Raw genomic sequence first — 14309 nt, forward strand, 5'->3', positions numbered from 1 at the left:
TAGGGGGCGGGGCTGATCCAAACTATGATTTCATCTGTAAGGATTGCGGTATATGGCATTGGAGCATAGGTCCCCGAGGGCGATGATGGCTTGGCCCAGGTGGGTGGTGGGTCTTTTGCTAGGCTCTTGGGGGCTGCGGCTACTGATTGCTTGGTTACTGCCGCCGGGGTTTGATGAAGCTTACTACTTTCTCTACACCCAGCATTGGGATTGGAGCTATTTTGACCATCCGGTGATGGTGGCGTTGACCACGGCCCTGGGGCCTGGGCTAACGGGCTATGTTTCTCCCCTAACGTTGCGGTTAGGGGCGTTGGGGCTCTATGGACTGAGTACGGTGTTGCTCTATGGCAGCGGTCGGCGTCTGTTTGGTCCTGCTGTGGGCATGGGGGCGGTGGTCATCGCATCCCTATGTCCCCTATTTATTTTTAGCTTTGGTTTGCTGGCAGCCCCCGATAACGCCCTGATTTTTTGGTGGTCGGCGACGATGTATGTGGCGGTGTTGGAGTTTTTCCCCACGGGGCAATCCTATCGACCCACGGCTAAGATTGCCCTGTTGGGCCTCCTGTTGGGTCTGGCCTGTCTGAGCAAGTACCACGGTTTTGTACTGGGGCTAAGCTTGGTGGGTTTTTGCCTCACCAGCCCTCAGCATCGGCGGGCAATCCTATCTCCATGGACCGGGGCTGCCCTGGGTCTTTTTGCCCTTACCTTGACGCCCCTGGTGTACTGGAATGTTCACCATGATTGGCTGTCCTTCGGCTTCCACCTATCTTCTCGCTTTGATGGGGGTGCTGGCCCCTCTGGGTTTAATCTGTTGACCATGGTGGGGGTGTGGCTGGTGGGGGTGGCCTATCTGTTTCCATCTCTGGGCTTTCCCCTGTGGTGGGCTATCGGTCGCAGTCTGGGGCAGTGGCGCGACCTGCGGCAGCGGTTTGTGCTGTGGCTAGGTCTGCCCATTGCCCTGGGGTTTACCCTGTTGGGGGGCGTTGCCCACATTTATCCGGCCTGGCCGGCCCCAGGGTTATGGAGTTTGAGTTTGTTGCTGGCGCTGATGGTGGCCCGTTGGTCGCCCTCTGCGGTGAGGCGGTGGCTCTGGGGCAGTGCCCTGGCGATGGCCATCCTGCTGCTGTGTGCCCTCAGCCATGTGGCACTGGGCACCTTGCAGCGGCCGGGGGGCCTAGTGGAACTCATGCCCCTGGAGACGGACCCGACCACCAGCTTGATTGATGTGGTGCAGCTGCGGCGACGATTGCAGGAAGGGGACGGGGCGGATGCGATCGCATCCGCCGATTTTCTAGTCACCAATGAGTTCTGGCTTAGTGGATACGTAGATATGGCCGTCAGCCCCCTCACCCCAGTCCCCGTTATGGCATTCACCCAAGATCCACGGGGTCATGCTGTGTGGTTTAACCCAGCTGACTGGGTGGGCCGTTCAGGGCTATTCATCACCATTGCCGATTATGACCAAACTGAAATTCGAGTCACCTATGCCCCTTACTTTGAACGGTTTGATTTGCTAGAGTCCCTCGAAACTCAGCGGGCCGGGGCTGTCACAGAAACCTTTTACCTCTATGACACAGGCAAATTGATCACACCCTACGCCTACCCCTACTAGATATAGCTTTGCGCCCATAGTTCACACCATGGATGGCCGGGATAGGTACCAGACCTATCCCGGCCATCCATGACTAAATTTTCTGGAGTCCAGGGCAATGCCCATTCATGGCCATTCCTGCGGATCTGTACATCTAGCATGATGCCTGGCTCGCCAGCCGGTATAACTCAACAGGGCCGTTGAGCCAAGGGCATAGATAATGCCACTGGGCATGCCTGAAAAGGCTAAGGCCAGACTACCTACCCACAGGGTTAAGGCATAGATAAACAACACCGTAAAACGATGGGACAGACCGGCATTTAACAGCCGATGGTGCAGATGACGCTTATCCGCCACAAAGGGCGATAGACCCCGCCGTAGACGTGCCAAAATGACCGCCGACATGTCCAAAATGGGGACCGCTAAGATCAGCAGGTAAGGCAAAAACACAGCCGCCGTCGTCACCCCCTTGACCAGGCCAATGATGCCCACACCGGCCAGGGTGAAGCCCATATAATAGGCTCCTCCATCCCCCATGAAAATCTGGGCCGGGTTGAAATTATATTTCAAGAAACTCAGCGCTCCGCCCGCCAAGGCCGCCGCAATAATCGCCGCCGCTGGCTGTTGCATAAACAGGGCCACCAACATCATGACAATGGCGGCAATGCCTGAAACTCCTGCTGCTAAACCATCTAGGCCATCAATCCAATTAATGGCATTGGCCATACCCACAAGCCATACCACGGTCACTGGCAAGCTGACCCAGTCAGCGAGTTGCACAATGCCGATACCTGGAACAGACACAAAACCAATGTCTACGCCGACATGCCAGGTGATCGCTGCCACAGCCGCCTGCATCAATAGACGACTAATGGCAGAGAGGCCAAACAGGTCATCCAACAGACCAATTAGGAAAAATGCTAAGCCTCCTAGGGTAACCCCCCAGATTTCCGCTTCCGGTTCATTCATCAGCTGCTGGCCTTGGGCATCCATAAACCCACCCGTATTCCAGACTACTAATAGGGCGACTACCGTACCCAGAAAAATTGATACGCCCCCCAATCTAACCATGGGGACTTTATGGACTTTACGCCTCCCAGGCATATCAACTCGACCACTGTGTAATCCAATCCTTTTGATAATTGGCGTGGTTACCAGCACCACAGCGGCTGACAGGGTAAAAGCCAGGAGGGGATATATCTGAAACGGCATAGTGGAAGAGAATGAGGAAGACAGCGCAAGCTATGGACTCAACACAGAGGGTTGGCAACACATACATAGTCACCGTCACCCTACCAGGTTTTTTAAAACTTTCAAGCCGATGATTATCAGGTTCAAAATACTGTTGTCGGTCTATGGGGGAATTTAACTAGGAATATCAATATTTACAGATATTTACAGATGTATTTTGTGGATGTCTAACGCGTCATGGGCCGTTGACTTGTGGACCTACTGAGGCCATATTGACGGTGAACTAACTGACCAAACTAGTTAACTATGTGTTCGGACAGTTAGCTCATACCTGGACATACCTAAGACCGACTTTAGGCTAGGACGGCCGTTGCCGGATGGAGGTGGGGATAAAGGGGAAAGCGATCGCAAAGGTTGGCAACGCGATTTCTGCAATCGGTTTCAACTGTACTATCCTCAGGAGATAGTAGCCGATCCGCAATAATGTTGGCGATCTCCTCGAACTCTTTAACTCCTAGCCCACGGGTGGTCATTGCCGGTGAACCCAAGCGCAGACCACTGGTGACAAAGGGAGATTCCGGGTCAAAGGGCACCGTATTTTTATTCGCAGTGATATTGACCATACTGACTAGGGCGTCGGCCCGTTTGCCAGTCATGCCAACGGAGCGTAAATCTACTAGCACCAAGTGGTTGTCGGTACCGTTGGAGACAACCTTGATATTCCTGGCCTGTAGCTGAGCCGCAAGGGCTTGAGCATTGGCGATGACGCTGGCGCAATAGGTCTTGAACTCGGGTTGAAGGGCCTCGCCAAAGGCAACCGCCTTGGCCGCTATGACATGTTCTAGGGGCCCCCCCTGACTACCCGGAAAAACCGCTTTATCAAACTTTTGCCCTAGGTCCGGATCACTGGTCATAATCAACCCACCCCGGGGACCCCGCAATGTCTTATGGGTGGTGGTGGTGACCACATGACAATGGGGAATGGGATTGGGATGATGCCCCGTGGCCACTAACCCGGCAATATGGGCGATATCGGCCATGAGATAAGCACCTACCTCATCGGCAATGGCTCGAAACTTGTCAAAGTGAATCGTGCGAGGGTAAGCGGAATAGCCACAGATCAGCATTTTGGGACGATGCTGCAGAGCGATTTCACGGATGGCTTCATAATCCAGCTGCTCACTGGCCTCTTGGACCCCGTACTGGACCACATTAAACCATTTGCCTGAAACGTTCACTGGGGAGCCGTGGGTTAAATGACCCCCATGGGACAGATCCATGCCCATGATCGTGTCGCCCGGCTGCAGTAGGGCTAAAAAGACGGCAAAGTTTGCCTGGGCTCCGGAGTGGGGTTGCACATTGGCATGGGCTGCACCAAACAGCTGCTTGATTCTTTCAATCGCTAGGGCTTCTGCTTGATCAACAAATTTGCAGCCACCGTAGTACCGCTTGCTAGGCAGGCCCTCTGCATATTTGTTCGTTAGGACAGACCCTTGGGCGGCCATGACCGCAGGCGATGTAAAGTTCTCACTGGCAATCAGTTCTAAGTGGTCCTGTTGACGCTGCCGCTCAAGCTCAATGATGGCAGCAATGTCTGGATCAGTTTGGCTCAAAAAATCAAAATTAGTGGTCATGGGGATGGATGCTCTAGGTTGAATGAACATAGCTGAACAAAGAGCTAGGAGCGGGAGGTTCTGGAATTCCTTCGACGTTTCACCAGCAAACTATGTTTCACCAGCAAACTATAGTACCGTGCTGCTAAGGAAGGTTGCTAACCCATCATTGATCGCCTATGGCCATGGCGGTTTCAAGTAACAGCTGTCAATTAAAACCTGATTAGGTAAATGTTATTTTTCTGTATCAGAATGTAACGCTTGAAAATCTATAATGGGTCAATAGATTGGAATATGGGAGTAATCATTGCTCTGATGAGGTGCTAGTGAACACCTAATGTGTTTGTAAGGTGAATTTGATTTGTCATATTGTGGTGGCAAATTTAGCTATTGCTTTTCAACTCACCGCTAGACCATGACGCTTTTCGTTGAATAAGGACATCCATGCTGTTGCAACCCACCACCACTGCCTCATCTGCGTCTATGTTGGCGTCTATAGACGAGTCCTATGAACGCTGTCGGCAAATTACTGCTAAGTACTCAAAAACATTTTATATGGGTACGATGCTGATGTCTGAGGCTAAGCGTCGTGCCATCTGGGCCATCTATGTTTGGTGTCGTCGTACGGATGAATTAGTGGATGGTCCCTCTGCCCAATTCACGACCGAATCAACCCTCGATGATTGGGAAGACCAGTTGGAGTCTGTTTTTTTGGGCAAGCCCCAGGACGACTATGACGTGGCTATGGTGGATGCGCTGGAGCATTTTGCCCTAGATATTCAGCCGTTTCGGGACATGATTTCTGGCCAGCGCATGGATCTGCAATGTTCTCGATATGAGACCTTTGAGGATTTAAAGCTCTATTGCTATCGGGTGGCGGGCACTGTGGGTCTAATGTCTACAGTGGTTATGGGGGTAGATCCTGAATACAATACGGCGCCTTGGGCCCAGTCGTTGCCCTGTCCCATTGAGGAGGCCATTGCTCTGGGGATTGCCAATCAGCTCACAAATATTTTGCGTGATGTGGGGGAAGATGCCCGCCGTGGCCGGATCTATCTACCCCTCGAAGATCTTGAACTTTTCAAATACAGTGAAGCAGATTTGATTAATGGGGTGATAGATGATCGGTGGCGGGCCCTGATGCGTTTTCAGATTCAGCGGGCACTGAAGTTTTATCGACAGGCGGAAGGGGGCATTAGTGTACTCAGTCCTGATGCTCGATGGCCTGTTTGGTCGGCCCTCATGCTGTACCGCAAGATTCTGGATGTCATTGCTGAAAATCAATACGATGTATTTAATCGCCGGGCCTTTGTCCCTACCGTACGCAAGCTCCTGTGTTTACCCCCTGCCCTATTGCGGGCTCGAGTCCTTTAGCTGAGGGAGACTTGAAGCTAAAGCTCCTAAATAACCGCCACATCAGCAACAAGCAGGCCAGGGACTAGTCCTTGGCCTGCTTGTTGCTGATGTTTGCTGAAGTTATTGTGGGCGGAGCAATCGGCTGAAATCTTCAGCCGATTGCTCCCCTAATCGAATTGTGACTAAGAAGCCGTTGTTTGGGCAGCGAGCATCTCTTTCAACTTTTCCAGGTCAGAGGCCCAGCGAGGATCTGGTTGAGTATTTTCTGGAGCTGGTGCGATGTAACTGTTGTTGTTGGGTTTACGGCCAGCAGCAGGCCCATTTCGCTTCCCGCCGACCTTATTCCGATTAGCAGCTACTACAGGTGCAGCAACAGCAGCAGTGCCCTCATTTTCTTTGCTACGGGGCATAGCCTTTTCAACTTTAAGAGTGATATCTTGCAGTGCCTGGTCATTGTATTTGCTGACCAGCGTATCTGCGATTTCGTCGGTTTTAACGGTTACAAAACCAAAACCACGACATTTTCCAGTTTTCCGATCTGCGATCAGCTTGACTGAAACGATATTCTCAACATCTTCTGCAAAAACGGCTTCAAACTCCTCGCGTTCTAGGTCACGGGGTAGGTTGCCAATATATAAGCGCACTGACATGAAGATACCTCTTAAACAAATTTGAAAAACAACTGCAGCTGGTGGATCAGCAAAAATAGCCAATTCATCCTGGGACTCAAGAATATCCAGAACAAAACTTGCAGCTATAGCTTTGAATGATTAAACAAGTGACGAACCGCAGCGAAAACTAACTGGCTATTCTCAGAGATTCACTACTTTGATGAGTCCAAAACCCTATTTGGGCGGTTTGCTAAAATCATCTCTACCCTCTGCTACATAGTCATTAACACAACTAATTATCACTTTCTAGACCAGAGGTTTCCCATTGCATTAAATGGGAAATAGACCGTATCTCTACTTCATCAAGGTATCACGCTGTCCGATGCCAAGCCAAGCTATTCAGTGGTTTTTTTGGTGAAGCTTCCTAAAGATAGGGTGGAGTCAGTAGTGGCTCCTACGATGACTATTTAATAAAAAACAATTAGTAAAAAACCAGCCGTATTAAGGGGCTGGTTTGCTGTGTTGAGAGTAGGAGAACTCGACACCTAACGCCAAATTTCCAGTTAAAAACTTGGCTAATAGCTAGGCTACTAGTGTCTGTTAATAAAAGTTAACACTTTACGAAGGTTGTTGCAATGTGGGATCTGGATTGCATCGTTTGGTGATTTTGGATGGATTCATTAGGCTGGGCTAAATCCCCTTAGCATTTAACCTCCTTAACCCTCTTAAACCCCCTTAAGTATGAGCCAGAGGCCGTAACTGAGGGGTAGGAGGCTAATAATGGATGACCAGAGGGGATGTTGAGCTTTTTTTATCTGGTTTTGGTGGGTTCGTAGTTGATCAATGTCAATCCAGATATGATGCCCCCGGCGAAACCAGCCGGTGACGGTGATGGGTTGCTGTAGCCAGTTAGCTAATCCGTTGATATTGCTCAGGGGGCCTAGGTAGGCGGTATGGTGTAATTTAATGCTGCCCTGAGTTGTGTTGAGTCTCCATTCTTGACCTAGCCAGTTTGCTAAGGCTGGTCGGCCTGTCAGGGTGCCGTTGATTTTGATCGGTAAACTGCTGACGGGAATCAGGGTGGTGTCGGTTTGCCACTGCGCTAAGGTTGTTTCAGGGGTGGGTGACGGAGCTGCTATTTCTGGGAAAAAAGAGTTAATGCGTAATAGCTGGCCAGTGGCTGCACCAATGAGAGGCATGCTAGTGAGGATACTGCGGTCTTTGTAAAGCCAGGCTAGCAGAGGGAAATCTAGACTTGTTGCGATCGCACCCACTAGCCACAGGAGTATGGCTACCCCCAGACCCAGGACTAAGCCGGACCAAGCTCCCCCTTGCAGGAGTAGGCGGAGCCAATCGTCCTGAGAAAGTGCATGGGAGCCATTTTTTAATCGTAATTGCGCAAAATTAAGACTGGGCTGAAGTTTCCAGTGCCGTCCATAGGCCCCCAAGGTGTAAAGCCTATCTCCTAGGGGCGGGTGAGCCTGATTTACCGATAGCCAGTGGCGTAGGGGGTTAGATGCTCCCCAGGCAAAGTGGTGGATCGATGCCCTCCCGTCCCCTGGCCCCACGGGTAGCATCAACGCCAAGCTTTCCAGCAGCGGCGGTGTATACCCTTGCTGTGCAATGGCTGCTGCCATGGCCGTTGACAGTTTGCCTAAGGCCCGTAACAGGCCATTGGGATTGCCGGTGAGTTCGGACGTGGTGCGGTCTCGGTAGGGGGTCCGGGTCCGGGCTACACCGCAGCCGACCTGAGCCAATAGCCAAAAAATGCCATAGCTGACGGTGGCCAGAGCGCCAGCTGTGAGCTTGATGGGCGTGGGACGCTGCTCACCCCAATGGGCCAAGCTCCAATAGGCCCGATGCAATGCCTGGAGCAGTAGACCCTGGGTGGATAGCACGACCCAGTCTAAATTTGACCAGTGGCTGAGTTCGTAAACTATGACAGCGGCCAATTCATCGGCCGTTAATCGATCCAGCAGTCCTTGGCTGATTACAAGCTGGCCATAACGGGGCCGCCATCCATAGGAAAAAATCAGGGGCAGATCGCTGGCCAGTAGGTGGATTTTGGGTAAGGGCCAGCGACGTTTAGTACAAAGGCGACGCAATAGCTGGCTGGCTTCTGAACTGTGGGTTTGTAATTGTTGGTGGGTGAGGGGGGTGGAGGGAGGTAGCAATAATGGCCATAGCCAATGGGCGACGATAGTCACGAGGGCGAGGCCCATGATCACGGTCCAAGTCTGGGGCTCCCAAAAAAAGGCGGCGAGCCGGATTTGGATGGGCAACAGTCGATCGAGAAACTGGATATAGTTACGGACCAGCGCCACGCCGCTGCTCACTAACCAGCGTATGACAAAGAAAAGGATAGATATGGTAGCCAGTTGGACAAACCATAGGGGGCCCATATTCATCTTGCCTAGGGATTTTAAGCTGCTCAGGCGACTTCCCTGGGGCCAGGTTTCAGGACCTGCAAAGGAAGTGTCTAAGGAAGAGTGCTTAGAGGATGCTGTTGGCGAATTTTGTGGCTGCTTGGGGCTCCCTTGATCCAGCGGCCCTTGGCTGTGCTCAGGTGGGTGGGGGATGACTGCAGCCGTGCTGGGTGGAGTGGACGATATATCGGGTGCTGGAGCGGGCGACATATTGACAGATGGTGCGGTACTGTCATTCCCTAAACCAGTCTCTAAACCCTTGCCTAGATTACTGTTGAGGGTTTGATAATGAAACAAGGACGGCGGCTGTACCTGGTTTCCTGGGATGTCCTTGAGTGTTTGTGAGGGGCCGGTGTGCGTAGACAGTACGCTGTCTTTTGGGGGGGCTGGAACAACGGTTGGCTCAGTTGTCCCGGTTGGACTAGTTGTCCCCGTTTCGTTCGTTGGGTTGAAGGGGACAAACCCGCTGGCTGTCGGTATCTCAGGACGGTTAACGGTTTGTTCCGTTGATAGTTTGGCCTGATCAGTCGCTAGCTGCTGTAGTTTATCGTGGGCCCACTGGCGGATGGATTGACTGCGACTTTTGAGTAGGGGCTGGCATAGGGTTTGTGCCTGTCCATGATCGCCTTGTGCTTCATAGGTGCGGATCAGACCCATTTGAGCTTTAATGCGATGGCTGGTGCTGATGTTTTCTGTCTGGCAGAGGTGCTGAAACGTTGCGATCGCACGCCCATAGTCTTTTTGTTTAATTGCAGCCAGCCCTGCTTTAATCAACTGTTCTGGCGATCGATCCAAATCCATACAGATATCCTCTGATGTCATTGATAGTAGTGCAGGGAATACGTGCCGCAATCTTAGCGTGAATGATCCTCAGCAGGTGTGGCAGGGTCCTCAGCAGATAGGCCATGGGCAGGGAGTAACATCTCCTCCACCAATCCATAGAGAGTCTCTTCATTTTCCCCCGTTAACTGACGTTCTTTGAGATCAATCAGTCCTGCGGCCAGGGGTTGGGCTAGTTTTTTATAGACATTATTTGCCGATAGAAGATCGGTAAAAATCTCTCGTTCAATATGATGCCGATCCGCATCAGCCGGCAGTGGCGTGCCATAGGCCACCGCATCCACCTCATACTTCAGCAAGAAAATTAAGGCATTACAGCGATCTTGCAATAAGCTCTGCAGCTGTCTGGTATCTAGCTCTAGCCGATCAAAGCCCACCTGTCCTTCAATGCGTAACTCCACAATCGGTTGCTGTTCCAGGATGATTTGTTTTTGTGCAATGGCTCGATCAATCACGCTAAGGGCGAGACCTTCCACCTCCTCTAACGCTTCTTGCCCCCGTAGCTTTAGGGACAAGCGAGCAATGGGGCGCTGGCGATAATCGGTCTCTAGCTGGGCATTCACCTGTCCATGGCTGATTTCCACAGTCAGGGCACCCCGCTCAAAAGCCCCCTCTTCCACATTGTTAGCCTCAAGGGCGCCAGGATTGAAGACCCAATTATCAACGGTGTAATACTTATGAATATGCCCTAATCCCAGGTAATGTATCCCGGCTGCCTTGAGTGGTAGTAACTCACCATAGCGGAGGGCTCCAGAGTAGCGAGCAATTTGTCCCTCTAGACCGTGGTGGAACAGCAAAATCTGAGAGTCTGGACCCGGTGGTAATGCCGTAATCGCTGCCGCAATCTGTTGGATGGCTTTGGGAGCGGCGGCACCGTACCAGCTTGAGCCCAATATGCGTACACCACATTCGAGATCAATATATCCGCCCCGTTTTGTTGCCTCGTCCCAGGGCACATACATGGTTTCACCCGGGCTGGGTTCCAGGAGTTTAAGTAACCCCCAGTCCGATAGGTAGCGCAGCCAACTAGTTTTTGTCCCATAGGGACAGTTATCGTGATTGCCTTCGATGGCAATTACTGGAATTCCGACCGTTTGTAATTGTTGGAGGCAGAGCTGGGCCTGATTCAAAATTGCGGGTTGAATCATCCGATGCTCAAAGAGATCACCGGCAATGACGACGAAATCTACGGCTGTACCAACGGCATATCGCTCAAATACATCCCACAACGTGTGGAAGAAGTCCCTGGTACGTACTTTGCTGTTGTAGCGGTCAAAGCCCAGGTGCACATCGGCAACATGCAAAAATTTGGCCATAGTTCAGGATGCCCTATCTACAGCGACTTTGTAGATTCTGCCGCTAATTGCTCCAGCTTAGCCTGTTGATCTTGGCTGATGCAGGATTGGATCATGATATCGATATCTCCTTCTAAGGCCGGTGCCAGGCTAAAATTTTGCCCCAGGCGATGATCGGTCACCCGATTATCCTTGTAGTTATAGGTGCGAATTTTCTCGGAACGTGACCCCGTACCGACTTGGGAGCGTCGCATGTCGGTCACTTCGGCCTGTTGCTCTTGCAGCATCATGTCGTAGAGCTTGGCCCGCAAAATTTGCATGGCGCGTTCTCGGTTTTGGAGTTGGGATCTCTCCTCCGTACAAAAAATCCGAATGCCTGTGGGTTTGTGGAATAAGTCAACAGCCGTCTCAACTTTGTTCACATTCTGTCCCCCGGCCCCTCCCGAACGGGCCGTACTCAGGTCAATATCCTTTGGATCAATTTTGACTTCCACATCGTCCACTTCAGGCATCACCGCTACTGTGGCGGTGGATGTGTGGACACGACCGCTGGTTTCTGTAGCCGGTACCCGCTGAACCCGGTGAACACCCGCTTCAAACTTCAGTTTGCTATAGACTTGGTCCCCTTTAATTTCTAGAATCGCCTCTTTACAGCCCCCCATGTCAGCAACTGAATGACTCAGCGTCTGTACTTTCCATCCCTGACCTTCAGAATAGCGGGAATACATGCGTAGCAAATCGCCTGCCCAGATGCCCGCTTCATCGCCCCCAGTCCCAGCTCGAATCTCCAACATAATGTTTTTATCGTCGTTGGGATCTCGCGGTAGTAAAAGAATCTTTAACCGAACTTCCAAGGCTTTAATGGTTTCCTGAAGTTCCTTAACTTCCATCGCCGCCATTTCCCGCAGTTCTGCATCTCCAGCGGACTCTTTAAAGACTTCTTGGGCCTCTACATAGTCTGACTGGGCTTTTTTCCACTCGTCGTAGGTGTTGATGGTTTCTTCTAAGGAAGCCCGTGCTTTGGCGATTTTCTGAAACTCATCTGGGTCTTTAGCGACGTCCGGATCCGCCAGACGGTGCGTGAGTTCTTCAAAAGTTTGGTCAACCGACCTTAGTTTGTCGAGGAGATATTGCTCAGCCATGGAATTTCAAGTATGGAAGCGGGTTACTGCTTATGGGGCCCAATATAAAAACATCCGAGGAATATGGTAACCCCTCGGATTCAAATGACGTTATTAGCAGCTAACCTTTGGCGCTTTCGGGGCTCTTCTGACTATCAGACATGCCGTACTTACGTAGGAACCGTTCCACACGACCTTCCGTATCAATAATTTTTTGAGTGCCTGTGTAGAAAGGATGGTTGCCAGACCACACATCAACGTGAAGTTCAGGCTTGGTGGAGCCCACCGTCATAACTAATTTGCCGTCGCAGTAAACCTTGGCATCGGGATACCACTCGGGATGAATATCAGCTTTTGGCATTGTTCTGTTCCGGAGAGTGAAATGGTTAAAAAATTAATAACCCAAACTTAACGCTTGGAGAACTGGGAAGCTTTACGGGCTTTCTTCAAACCGTACTTCTTCCGTTCCTTACAGCGGGGATCACGGGTTAGATAGCCTTCAATTTTTAGCGGACCTCGGTTGGAGGGATCTAGCTCACATAGGGCACGAGCTACGCCGAGTTTGATGGCATCGGCTTGACCGGTCAGTCCACCACCCCGAACATTAACTAAGATATCGTAGTCAGATTCCAATCCCAGGGTTTCCAGGGGGGCCTTGGTGGCCGACATGTAGGCGGCATTATTTTGTAGATGGGTTTCACCCGGCTTGCCATTAACGACAAGCTTGCCATCTCCAGGTACTAGACGTACACGGGCAACCGACGCTTTACGGCGTCCAGTACCCCAATAAACTACGCGATCCGCTTGTCCTTCCGACATGTGACTATGTTCTCCTGCAAGTAATGGTGAGTGGGTGATGATTGACCTAGAGATCGATGGCTGCCGGTTTCTGAGCCTCGTGGGGATGCTCTGGGCCTGCATAGACTTTCAGATTCGTAAACAATTTCCGGCCTAGGGCATTCTTGGGCAGCATTCCCTTAACGGCTTTTTCAATAATGCGTTCGGGAATCCGATTCTGCAGCTGGGCGAAGGTTTCAACTTTCATCCCACCGGGACGACCAGAGTGGCGATGATATAACTTTTGTTCACGTTTTCTGCCGGTGACAGTCACTTTCTCGGCATTGATGACAACGACAAAGTCACCCGTATCCATGTTCGGGGTAAACGTCGGCTTATTCTTGCCCCGTAAGATACTAGCAATTTCCGTGGCAAGACGACCCAGCCGCTTGTCTGTGGCGTCAACGACGTACCACTTTTTATCAATTTCTTGAACGGGAGGAATGTAGGTTTTAAACATGCTTAGGCTCTGATATCAACGAACTGTAGGGGACGCGGCTATAGGATAAGAGTGATGAGTCACATCTTCCCGATTGCCTAGGCAATCTAAACAGCCAAATTCTTTGCGGTGGGATGCAGCGTCGGTAATGGTTGGGTATCAAACCAAGCCTCCGGTGCAAAGGGGAAATGTGGGTAGCCTACCCGCAATAGGCAAAGTCCTTGGGGTGGTGCAGCATGTTTAACCAAGTCACGTCTCCCTGACTGCCAAAGTTCAGTGAAAGCAGCAGGGGTGAGGCGACCTCGCCCGACCCTGACCAGCAAACCCATCACCAGGCGTACCATGCCATAGAGAAAACCTGCAGCCTGCAGCTCAACCTGAACAAACGGTCCTCGGCGGAAGCACTCAGCCGCTTGCAACTCAACCCACGAATGGGCACGACTAGACCCCGCGCGATGAAACGCAGTTAGCTCATGATAACCCACCATGGGGGTTAATGCCGACTGCATTAGCTGCTCGTCCAATGGTTCATGGTATAAGTGCCATGCATAGGGACGAACAAAGAGATTGGGGTAAGCATCGGTATAGAGGGTATATCGATACCGTCGCCATTGGGCTGAATATTGGGCATGCCAGTTGTCAGGAACATTGGCCGAGGCTCGAATCACAATATCCTGACTCAATCGATGATTGAGAATAGCTGCCCATCGATAGGCGGGGATTACCTTGGGCACATCAAAATGGGCTACCTGGGCTGCGGCATGGACCCCCGTATCGGTTCGCCCTGCTCCATAAATGGTCACGTCTGTTCCCAACACGGAGGCTATGGCTGTCTCAATCTCTGCCTGGACTGTACGGTCATCTGGCTGTCGCTGCCAACCCCGAAAGTGGGTGCCTTGGTACTGAATAACAATCGCAACCCTGTGGGTTCCTTTTTCGTTTTCAGACACAGCTTCTAACTGCTTAGCAAGGTTACGATGGGCCATTGA

12 protein-coding genes are annotated in these 14309 nt (G+C 51.5%); 2 read left to right on the forward strand and 10 right to left on the reverse strand.

Annotated features, from left to right (window positions below; genetic code table 11):
• Positions 1-82 precede the first annotated feature (82 nt).
• Complete coding sequence (locus tag VB741_RS14990) at positions 83-1612, forward strand: ArnT family glycosyltransferase (protein ID WP_323365987.1); 1530 nt, start codon at positions 83-85, stop codon at positions 1610-1612.
• Between the two features lie 105 nt (positions 1613-1717).
• Here VB741_RS14990 and VB741_RS14995 read toward each other — a convergent pair whose 3' ends face one another.
• Together VB741_RS14995 and glyA are read right to left on the reverse strand one after the other, a co-directional pair.
• Positions 1718-2803, reverse strand: coding sequence for a glycosyltransferase family 4 protein (locus VB741_RS14995; RefSeq protein ID WP_323365988.1), 1086 nt, complete (start codon positions 2801-2803; stop codon positions 1718-1720).
• Between the two features lie 332 nt (positions 2804-3135).
• A complete protein-coding gene (gene glyA, locus VB741_RS15000) occupies positions 3136-4416 on the reverse strand; it encodes a serine hydroxymethyltransferase (RefSeq protein ID WP_323365989.1) in 1281 nt (426 codons plus the stop codon).
• Positions 4417-4839: 423 nt separating this feature from the next.
• On the opposite strand from glyA, the gene crtB reads away from it, so the two are divergent.
• Positions 4840-5769 (forward strand): 15-cis-phytoene synthase CrtB, encoded by a 930-nt coding sequence (gene crtB, locus VB741_RS15005; protein WP_323365990.1) that lies wholly within the window; start codon positions 4840-4842, stop codon positions 5767-5769.
• Positions 5770-5933: 164 nt separating this feature from the next.
• Here the strand turns inward: crtB and VB741_RS15010 are convergent, their stop codons facing one another.
• The 8 genes from VB741_RS15010 to truA form a co-directional block, all read right to left on the reverse strand.
• Positions 5934-6401, reverse strand: coding sequence for an RNA recognition motif domain-containing protein (locus VB741_RS15010; protein ID WP_442786372.1), 468 nt, complete (start codon positions 6399-6401; stop codon positions 5934-5936).
• A gap of 686 nt (positions 6402-7087) precedes the next feature.
• A complete protein-coding gene (locus VB741_RS15015; protein ID WP_323365992.1) occupies positions 7088-9589 on the reverse strand; it encodes a M48 family metalloprotease in 2502 nt (833 codons plus the stop codon).
• Between the two features lie 53 nt (positions 9590-9642).
• On the reverse strand, positions 9643-10944 hold the full coding sequence (locus VB741_RS15020; RefSeq protein WP_323365993.1) for a metallophosphoesterase family protein: 1302 nt from the start codon (positions 10942-10944) through the stop codon (positions 9643-9645).
• A 17-nt stretch (positions 10945-10961) separates the two neighbouring features.
• Positions 10962-12065, reverse strand: a complete 1104-nt coding sequence (prfA, locus tag VB741_RS15025; protein ID WP_323365994.1) for a peptide chain release factor 1 — start codon at positions 12063-12065, stop codon at positions 10962-10964.
• Between the two features lie 100 nt (positions 12066-12165).
• Positions 12166-12405 carry a 50S ribosomal protein L31 gene (gene rpmE / locus VB741_RS15030; RefSeq protein ID WP_323365995.1) on the reverse strand — a complete coding sequence of 80 codons (240 nt, stop codon included), beginning with the start codon at positions 12403-12405 and terminating at the stop codon, positions 12166-12168.
• Positions 12406-12452: 47 nt separating this feature from the next.
• The gene (rpsI, locus tag VB741_RS15035) at positions 12453-12863 is read right to left on the reverse strand and encodes a 30S ribosomal protein S9 (RefSeq protein WP_323365996.1); all 411 of its coding nucleotides are present in this window, start codon (positions 12861-12863) and stop codon (positions 12453-12455) included.
• Between the two features lie 46 nt (positions 12864-12909).
• A complete protein-coding gene (rplM, locus tag VB741_RS15040; protein WP_323365997.1) occupies positions 12910-13341 on the reverse strand; it encodes a 50S ribosomal protein L13 in 432 nt (143 codons plus the stop codon).
• Between the two features lie 86 nt (positions 13342-13427).
• Positions 13428-14306: a tRNA pseudouridine(38-40) synthase TruA gene (truA, locus tag VB741_RS15045; protein ID WP_323365998.1), complete on the reverse strand. Its 879-nt coding sequence runs from the start codon at positions 14304-14306 to the stop codon at positions 13428-13430.
• Between the last annotated feature and the right edge of the window lie 3 nt (positions 14307-14309).

The sequence above is a fragment of the Leptothoe sp. PORK10 BA2 genome (assembly GCF_034932105.1).
GTDB lineage: Bacteria > Cyanobacteriota > Cyanobacteriia > Phormidesmidales > Phormidesmidaceae > Leptothoe.